The organism is Phormidium sp. CCY1219 (genome assembly GCF_035615515.1).
Lineage (GTDB): Bacteria > Cyanobacteriota > Cyanobacteriia > Cyanobacteriales > Laspinemataceae > CCY1219.
This window is the reverse complement of sequence record NZ_JAJENT010000398.1, coordinates 1-6579: the sequence shown is the minus strand read 5'-3', so window position 1 is coordinate 6579 and position 6579 is coordinate 1. Positions and strand designations below refer to the sequence as shown.

Annotated in this window: 6 protein-coding genes and 1 pseudogene; 5 read left to right on the top strand and 2 right to left on the bottom strand. The window is 50.3% G+C overall.

Features of this window, described 5'->3' with window-relative positions; genetic code table 11:
- Positions 1-72 precede the first annotated feature (72 nt).
- On the top strand, positions 73-486 hold the full coding sequence (locus LKK83_RS08300) for a hypothetical protein (protein WP_324630589.1): 414 nt from the start codon (positions 73-75) through the stop codon (positions 484-486).
- Positions 487-835: 349 nt separating this feature from the next.
- Positions 836-985, top strand: a pseudogene (locus tag LKK83_RS08295) (ISKra4 family transposase); the annotation flags it as partial.
- A gap of 156 nt (positions 986-1141) precedes the next feature.
- On the opposite strand, the gene LKK83_RS08290 reads toward LKK83_RS08295, so the two are convergent.
- Positions 1142-1825, bottom strand: a complete 684-nt coding sequence (locus LKK83_RS08290) for a dual specificity protein phosphatase family protein (RefSeq protein WP_324630587.1) — start codon at positions 1823-1825, stop codon at positions 1142-1144.
- A 373-nt stretch (positions 1826-2198) separates the two neighbouring features.
- Here LKK83_RS08290 and egtC point away from each other — a divergent pair, with 373 nt between their 5' ends.
- The 3 genes from egtC to egtD all read left to right on the top strand — a co-directional run bounded on the left by egtC (position 2199) and on the right by egtD (position 5746).
- Positions 2199-3005, top strand: a complete 807-nt coding sequence (egtC, locus tag LKK83_RS08285) for an ergothioneine biosynthesis protein EgtC (RefSeq protein ID WP_324630586.1) — start codon at positions 2199-2201, stop codon at positions 3003-3005.
- Positions 2980-4248: an ergothioneine biosynthesis protein EgtB gene (gene egtB / locus LKK83_RS08280; RefSeq protein WP_442957298.1), complete on the top strand. Its 1269-nt coding sequence runs from the start codon at positions 2980-2982 to the stop codon at positions 4246-4248. The genes egtC and egtB overlap by 26 nt, the downstream gene beginning before the upstream one ends.
- Positions 4249-4687: 439 nt before the next feature.
- A complete protein-coding gene (gene egtD / locus LKK83_RS08275; RefSeq protein WP_324630585.1) occupies positions 4688-5746 on the top strand; it encodes an L-histidine N(alpha)-methyltransferase in 1059 nt (352 codons plus the stop codon).
- 277 nt (positions 5747-6023) lie between these two features.
- On the opposite strand, the gene LKK83_RS08270 is transcribed toward egtD, so the two are convergent.
- Complete coding sequence (locus tag LKK83_RS08270; protein WP_324630584.1) at positions 6024-6434, bottom strand: hypothetical protein; 411 nt, start codon at positions 6432-6434, stop codon at positions 6024-6026.
- Between the last annotated feature and the right edge of the window lie 145 nt (positions 6435-6579).

Here is a 6579-nt window from a genome sequence, read left to right as displayed (position 1 = left end):
GGCTAAAGCCGCACGTTCGTTTTTCCTCCCCCGGCTAAAGCACGGGGGTTTCCAAACGTATCGGAGGTTATCATGAGCGAAGTACAATCAGAAACGAAAAATACTACTCCAGAGGTGCAAGCCTCTTCCCCGAATAAGCTGCAAAACCTGTTGAGTGACTGGAGAGTGCGGGTGGGCTTGATGGGTACTGCGATCGCCGGTTTGGCATTGGGGTTGTTTTTCTTGGTGTTCTTTTGGCAACATTCTGTGGCTGAGATGGGCATGAAATCTTGGTCTTCTCATGCGAATGCTACGCCAATTGAATGCATGATTAAGGACACCAATAGCGATGGCTATGTCAGTTGCAGCGCCATGCTCCATGATGAAGTGGTTCCCCTGGAATGTGGAGCCAGTATTTTTAATATGGGCTGTCGGGTGAATTACGGCGCGGCGGCTGCACCGCAAGTGCGATCGGGCAATCGCAATAATCTTCAAAGAGGTCTCTAAACTGTCGCTAAAGTGGTGATTCCCAACCGCGTTTCTTCACCAATGGCGTGACGATTTAGCCAAAAATTCCTCTGAAAAACCCCGGTTGATTGTCCCCTCGGGGTGAGAAACCAATTTTCCCCACCGCGTTAGGATTGCACCAAAAGTTATCGCCTGATAAACCCGATTGATTGTCCTTTATGGGCGATAATCAATCGGGTTTTTTTAGCAGTTTTTGTTTCAATCCCTGAAAGGGATTAGGAGAAATTGAGACAGCCTCCTCAGAAGTCTTTAGACGGTGTGACACAACGTTAAGTGCCATCAACTTAAAGCATTTGACAAATTATAGCTCAATAAAAAATTGCCCAGGGACAAGATTTGCTCGATCGGTTCGGGAGCCGTAGAATCAGCGGTGAAATAGATTGATAAAAGATTAAAGCTTACTGGCGCTCAATGGTTAACTCAAAATGTAAACCAAATGCTTAAACTTACCTGTGCTTACTTCAATGATGTGCTATAGAGTTTAAGCGGATTACTCTGTGGTTTTATTTGAAAAAAAATTGAGAATTCAAAAGCCTACTCTAAAAGCCGTTTTTGCCAATCGGTCAGCTTTTTGCATTCTAAAGTATAAAGATAAACTAAACATTAGGCGAGAGAAAATCGTACTTTTACTTATTTACAAAATCGGGATGCTCCCAGATTTTATCGCCCGTTCCAAGAGCGATCGCTGAGCGGAATTTAACTTAATCCAAGGGCGAGCTTTTTTCAACCAGTCCTCAGCGGATTGGACATCCTTCGCCAAGCCTTTTTCCAGCAAAACCGCCGCCGCCACAGTGGCCGATCGCCCATGACCGATGGCGCAGTGAATGTAAACATTTCCGTCACAATTGGCAATAGTTTTCACTAAATCGCGAAAGGCTTCCAGATTCGGCACATTGGCATCCAATGTGGGCAAACAAATATAGTCTTTGTCCCGAATCACCGATTGAGGTTCGGGGAACTCCGCCGTTAAATCCACAATCAACTGAATATCTGGCGGCAATTCTCCACGCAACAATCGCCGCCCCATCCACAGCCCCGGGGCAATGTAGTTATAAGCATCTTCCCGTAAAAGCAAGCGTTGGCCGTGCCAAATGAGCCAAGTAAATAACAGGTAAGGCAGCAATAAAAGCGATGCTCCCCAGGAAAGTTGACCCGACGCGCGCTTGCCAAAAATGCCACTATCCCTAGCCGCATAAGCCACAGCAACGATTAAAAAATCCAGTCCCAGCCAGAACAAGAGCAAGCCGGGAAATCCCAAAAAAATGCCCAAAACGGTGAGGCAGGTACCGAGGATAACAAACAGGGTAATATACTTCATGGAGTTGCTTAGGGTTGGATATAGAATTGAGCGGGCTTTTTTATTGTAAATGAGGGGGAGGCCAATCGAAGGCACAGACATGCAAGGGCATTTTAATAGGTTGAGACAACTCGCATTGCGGGCAAAGCCGCAACCTGGGCGATCGCCACCCGGAGGGGTCTGATGCCCCCCAAGGGGAGGCAGGAGGGACCCAAGGAGGGACTCCGGGAAGCGCCCCGGATGCTTCCCTCGATAAACCGGGGATGAAACCGATATAGAATCAGGCTTTCCAAGAGCAAGTGTAGCGACAAAGAAAAAGAACATTAAATAAAAGGCAAATCGAGCCGAACTGACTTAAAATGCTACAGGACAAAAAGCAAGGAAAGATGCTATCATGTGTCGCTTAATGGCCTATATGGGTCGCCCAATTCTACTCGATCGCCTATTACTGAAACCGGAACACTCCCTAATCGTGCAAAGCTACGAACCCCGGGAAATGACCTCCGGAGTGGTGAATGCCGACGGGTTTGGGATTGGGTGGTATCATCCGGAAAACAACACCGACCCCTTTACCTACAAAAACCTGCTTCCGATCTGGAGTGACATCAACCTGCCCCAATTGAGTCGCTATATCGAAAGCGGATGCGTACTCGGATGCGTTCGCAGCGCCACCCCGGGACAGGCGGTGGATCTGAGCAATTGCCCGCCCTTTGGCGATCGCCGCATCCTCGGGATTCACAACGGATTTATCGAGAACTTCCGCCAAACCCTGTATCGCCCGCTTCGCAATCGACTCGCCGATGACCTTTACCAACAAATTGGCGGAACCACCGACTCCGAGCATATTTTCGCCCTGTTCTTATCCACCTTAGATGTCACCGCAGACCATCACAAGCAAACCCATCCACCATTAACCGCCGCATTGAGCAGCACCTTAGCCACCTTAACCGAACTTGCCAAACCGCAAGGCGTGAAATTTTCGGCCAATCTGGTGGTCAGCGACGGTCATCAGTTGGTGGCGTCGCGCTTCGCCAACCAATCTGCTGCTCCTTCCCTGTATTGGTTGCGCGACGATCCCAACTTCCCCGATTCGGTGATAATTGCCTCAGAACCCTTATTTGACGGCGACTGGAATTCACTTCCAGAAGAAAGTCTTATCACAGTGGGAGAGAATCTTGATATCAACATCAATCAAATCTAAACCGGGTGGCGATCGCCCACTTGAGGCGAAAAACCAGATCCGCCATGCCATGCAGCAGTGTCGCAGGGGCACCCTGAAACTGTTTGAAAACATGGAAGAGGACACCTTTCGCCGCCAAGTGCATCCCGACTTCAGTCCCGTGGGCTGGCATTTGGGGCACATTGGATTTACCGAGGGGTTGTGGTTGCTAGAACGCTGCGCCGGAAAAGCGCCCCTGTTTCCCCAGTATCGCCGCCTGATGGCCCAGGATGGATTGCCCAAACACCAACGGGTTGAATTGCCTCCCTTGCCCGAGATTGTTGACTATCTCCAGTGCATTCGAGAGCAAGTTTTCGGCTACCTCGACAGCGCGCCGATGGAGCAACAAGAAACCCTGTGGCGGTTTATCCTGCAGCACGAATGTCAGCACACCGAAACCATTGCTTTTCTGTTGCAATTGCAGCGATCGCCCCGGCGGGCAGCCGGCGAGGCGAAATGCCCTGACCCCCTGTCATCGGATCGGGAAATCGAAATTCCTGCCGGCAAGTGCGAGTTGGGAAGCGATGCGCCAGAGGCATTGGATAACGAGCGATCGGTCCATCGCCAGTACCTTCCCGCCTACCTTATCGATCGCTATCCCGTCACCTGCGGCGAATTTCGGCAATTTATCGACCAAGAAGGATATCACACTCCGCGCTGGTGGTCAAGCGAGGGTTGGGAATGGCGACAAACTCACCAAATCACCCAGCCCCTGCATTGGAACGACAAACCCGGGTTCGAGAACCATCCCGTCTGCGGCGTCAGTTACTACGAAGCCGAGGCTTACGCCCGATTTGTCGGGAAGCGACTCCCCACCGAGGCAGAATGGGAAAAAGCCGCAAGCTGGGATCCGCAAACCCAGCACAAACGAACCTATCCTTGGGGGGATGAATTTCCCACCGGCGATCGGGCCAATCTGGATAACCGACAGGCTCAAACCACCCCCGTCAATGCCTATCCCGCCGGGATGAGTGCCTACGGATGTTACGACATGCTGGGGAATGTGTGGGAATGGACATCAAGCTGGTTTCTCGGGTATAGTGGGTTTCAACCCTATCCCTACCCCGGCTATTCCCAAGCCTATTTTGACCGAGAACATCGGGTATTGCGGGGCGGAAGTTGGACCACTCGCCCTTGGGCGATGCGCTGTAGCTTCCGCAACTGGTATTACCCCTGGGTTCGGCAAATTTTCGCCGGATTTCGCTGTGCCCGGGATGTGGAGTAAAAGACGGGCATAACATCAGCAGTCGCGTTTTCCTCGGGGCGCACCGCCGTGCGCCCTCTCTCTTGCCAAAAATCCGCATTGAAACCTCTACCCCTAGGGCGTCGGTGTAGTCGAGGTTAGAGACCCTGGTTTCTTCACCCAACTATTACTAATTAGCAACCTATTAGGGCGAAAACACCGGTTTCAGGTCCCCTAGATCTAATACCGAACCGATACCCTAGGGAAGCATAGACCACTTTTCTCTCACAACCCCAGATTAATTAACCGGAACAATTCATTAGAAATTCCTATCAAAAATCTCCAAGTCCGTGCCCGGAAACTGCCGAGAGGATGGGACAATAAAAAACTGGAATCCGCTAGGGTTTAGAAATGCCAAATCATGGGTTTCTAAAACTAAGCAGACTCCGACTTCGTTTGTGCCTCCACTGAATAGATACTGATGAAAGTTTCAAAACCTTCTGATAATTTAGAATTCTCCACCAAAGTAGCCAGCGATCGCGATATCGAGGGCGATCGCTTGCGTCTCGAACGCTTAATCGGTTCCACGGTTTCCGACGCCCAAATCGATATCGGTGCTGACGCGATCGCCGGGTTGAAAAACACCCCCAAAACTCTATCGCCCCACTATTTTTATGACGATCGCGGTTCCGAACTGTTCGAGCAAATTTGCGAATTACCGGAATATTATCCCACCCGCACCGAAGCCACCATTTTGCGCCAATGTGCCCCGGAAATTGCCCAACTCACCGGACCGTGCGAAATTGTAGAACTCGGCAGCGGAAGTTCCACCAAAACCCGAATTCTCCTCGATGCCTATCAGGAATTGGCACATCCCCTGCGCTATCTTCCTATTGATGTCAGTGGCGGCATTTTAGAAAGTAGCGCTCAGCAGTTATTGTTGGATTATCCCTCCCTGAACGTGCATGGGTTAGTGAGTACCTACGAAGTGGCTTTGACATCCCTAGGTTCCTCCCCTCTCCCCAGTCGGATGATTTGCTTTTTGGGCAGCACTTTAGGTAATTTGAATCCCCAAGAATGCGATATTTTCTTCTCTGAGATTATCGACGCCCTGCAAGTGGGAGAGTATTTTTTGCTCGGAATTGACTTGCACAAATCCAAAGAGATTTTAGAACCGGCGTATAACGACGCCCAAGGGGTGACAGCCGCATTTAATCTCAATATGCTGCATCATCTGAATTGGCGATTTGATGGGAATTTCGACCCGCAGCAATTCGAGCATCGGGCATTTTATAATCAAGAGCAACGCCGCATCGAAATGCACCTCCAAAGTCGGCGATCGCAAACCGTGCGACTGCGCACCCTGGATTTAACCGTGGAATTTGAAAAAGACGAGACGATTCTCACCGAAATTTCCCGCAAATTCGAGTTACCTCAAATGGCAGATTATCTGCAGCGCAAAGGCTTGCACCCGGTGAAATCCTGGACCGACCCCAACCAGTGGTTTGGCATGATGCTCACCCAATTGCGTCAGGATTAATCGCAATTTTCTTAACCCTTGATTGAAAAACACCTCTGGTAGTAGAGACACGGTATGCCGTGTCTTTACACTATCCTTTTTTTAAGGAGTGTACGCAAAATAATAAGCACGGTGAAGCGAATCAAACCTCAAGCGCGGTGGGCATTCCCCACCCTCCCAGTGCTGTGTGGTGAGTTCCACCCGACAACTTCCCAATAATAAAAGCCGATGGTGCAGGAACCATCGGCGTGGATTGTTCTGGTAAAATTTAAACCGCAATTGCTTACGCCTGCATTCTTTAATTGTCTGCCGGCGTCACTGCTTCTGCGGGCGTCGCTTCCCGAACCGGAATCCCTTCGGATTGATTTCGCAGTAACTCTAACTGTCTCATGCGGAATTGAGCCGCCGCATCATTGATATTTTCCTCTTTTTCCAGGCGAAACTCCTGCATACTGCGACCTCCACCCAGGTTAGCGCGGTGAATGATATCGAGTACGTCGAAGGTTTCCCCTTCACCAGTAGTGCCATCAAACGGATCGCGGCTGTTTTCCAGTTGCGGTTCGATTAAATCGTCCGCACCGTTGCTTTCTTGGGCAACAGCAGATTGCCCAAACAGCAGGGTTGTGGTGGCGATCGCCCCTAGGATACCCAGGGCGATCGCAGACAATGGGGTGCAAAATGCGATCGCTTTTTTTGTGTTTGCCATCATAGAAAATTAGGGGTTGGTAAGGGGGGCGAATGGAAACCCCTGTCATTTATGTATGGGGAGCAATTCGCCCCCCCTTACATAAACAGCAGTCCCACAGGACTTCCTTTTTTTAGAAAGTACAAGGCTCCATTTCCCTCGTACACGA

What these genes read in the sequence shown, in the direction of transcription:
- LKK83_RS08300 (WP_324630589.1), top strand. Translation starts at nt 73, where the DNA reads ATGAGCGAAGTACAATCAGAAACGAAAAATACTACTCCAGAGGTGCAA.
- LKK83_RS08290 (WP_324630587.1), bottom strand. Translation starts at nt 1,825, where the DNA reads ATGAAGTATATTACCCTGTTTGTTATCCTCGGTACCTGCCTCACCGTT.
- egtC (WP_324630586.1), top strand. Translation starts at nt 2,199, where the DNA reads ATGTGTCGCTTAATGGCCTATATGGGTCGCCCAATTCTACTCGATCGC.
- egtD (WP_324630585.1), top strand. Translation starts at nt 4,688, where the DNA reads ATGAAAGTTTCAAAACCTTCTGATAATTTAGAATTCTCCACCAAAGTA.
- LKK83_RS08270 (WP_324630584.1), bottom strand. Translation starts at nt 6,434, where the DNA reads ATGATGGCAAACACAAAAAAAGCGATCGCATTTTGCACCCCATTGTCT.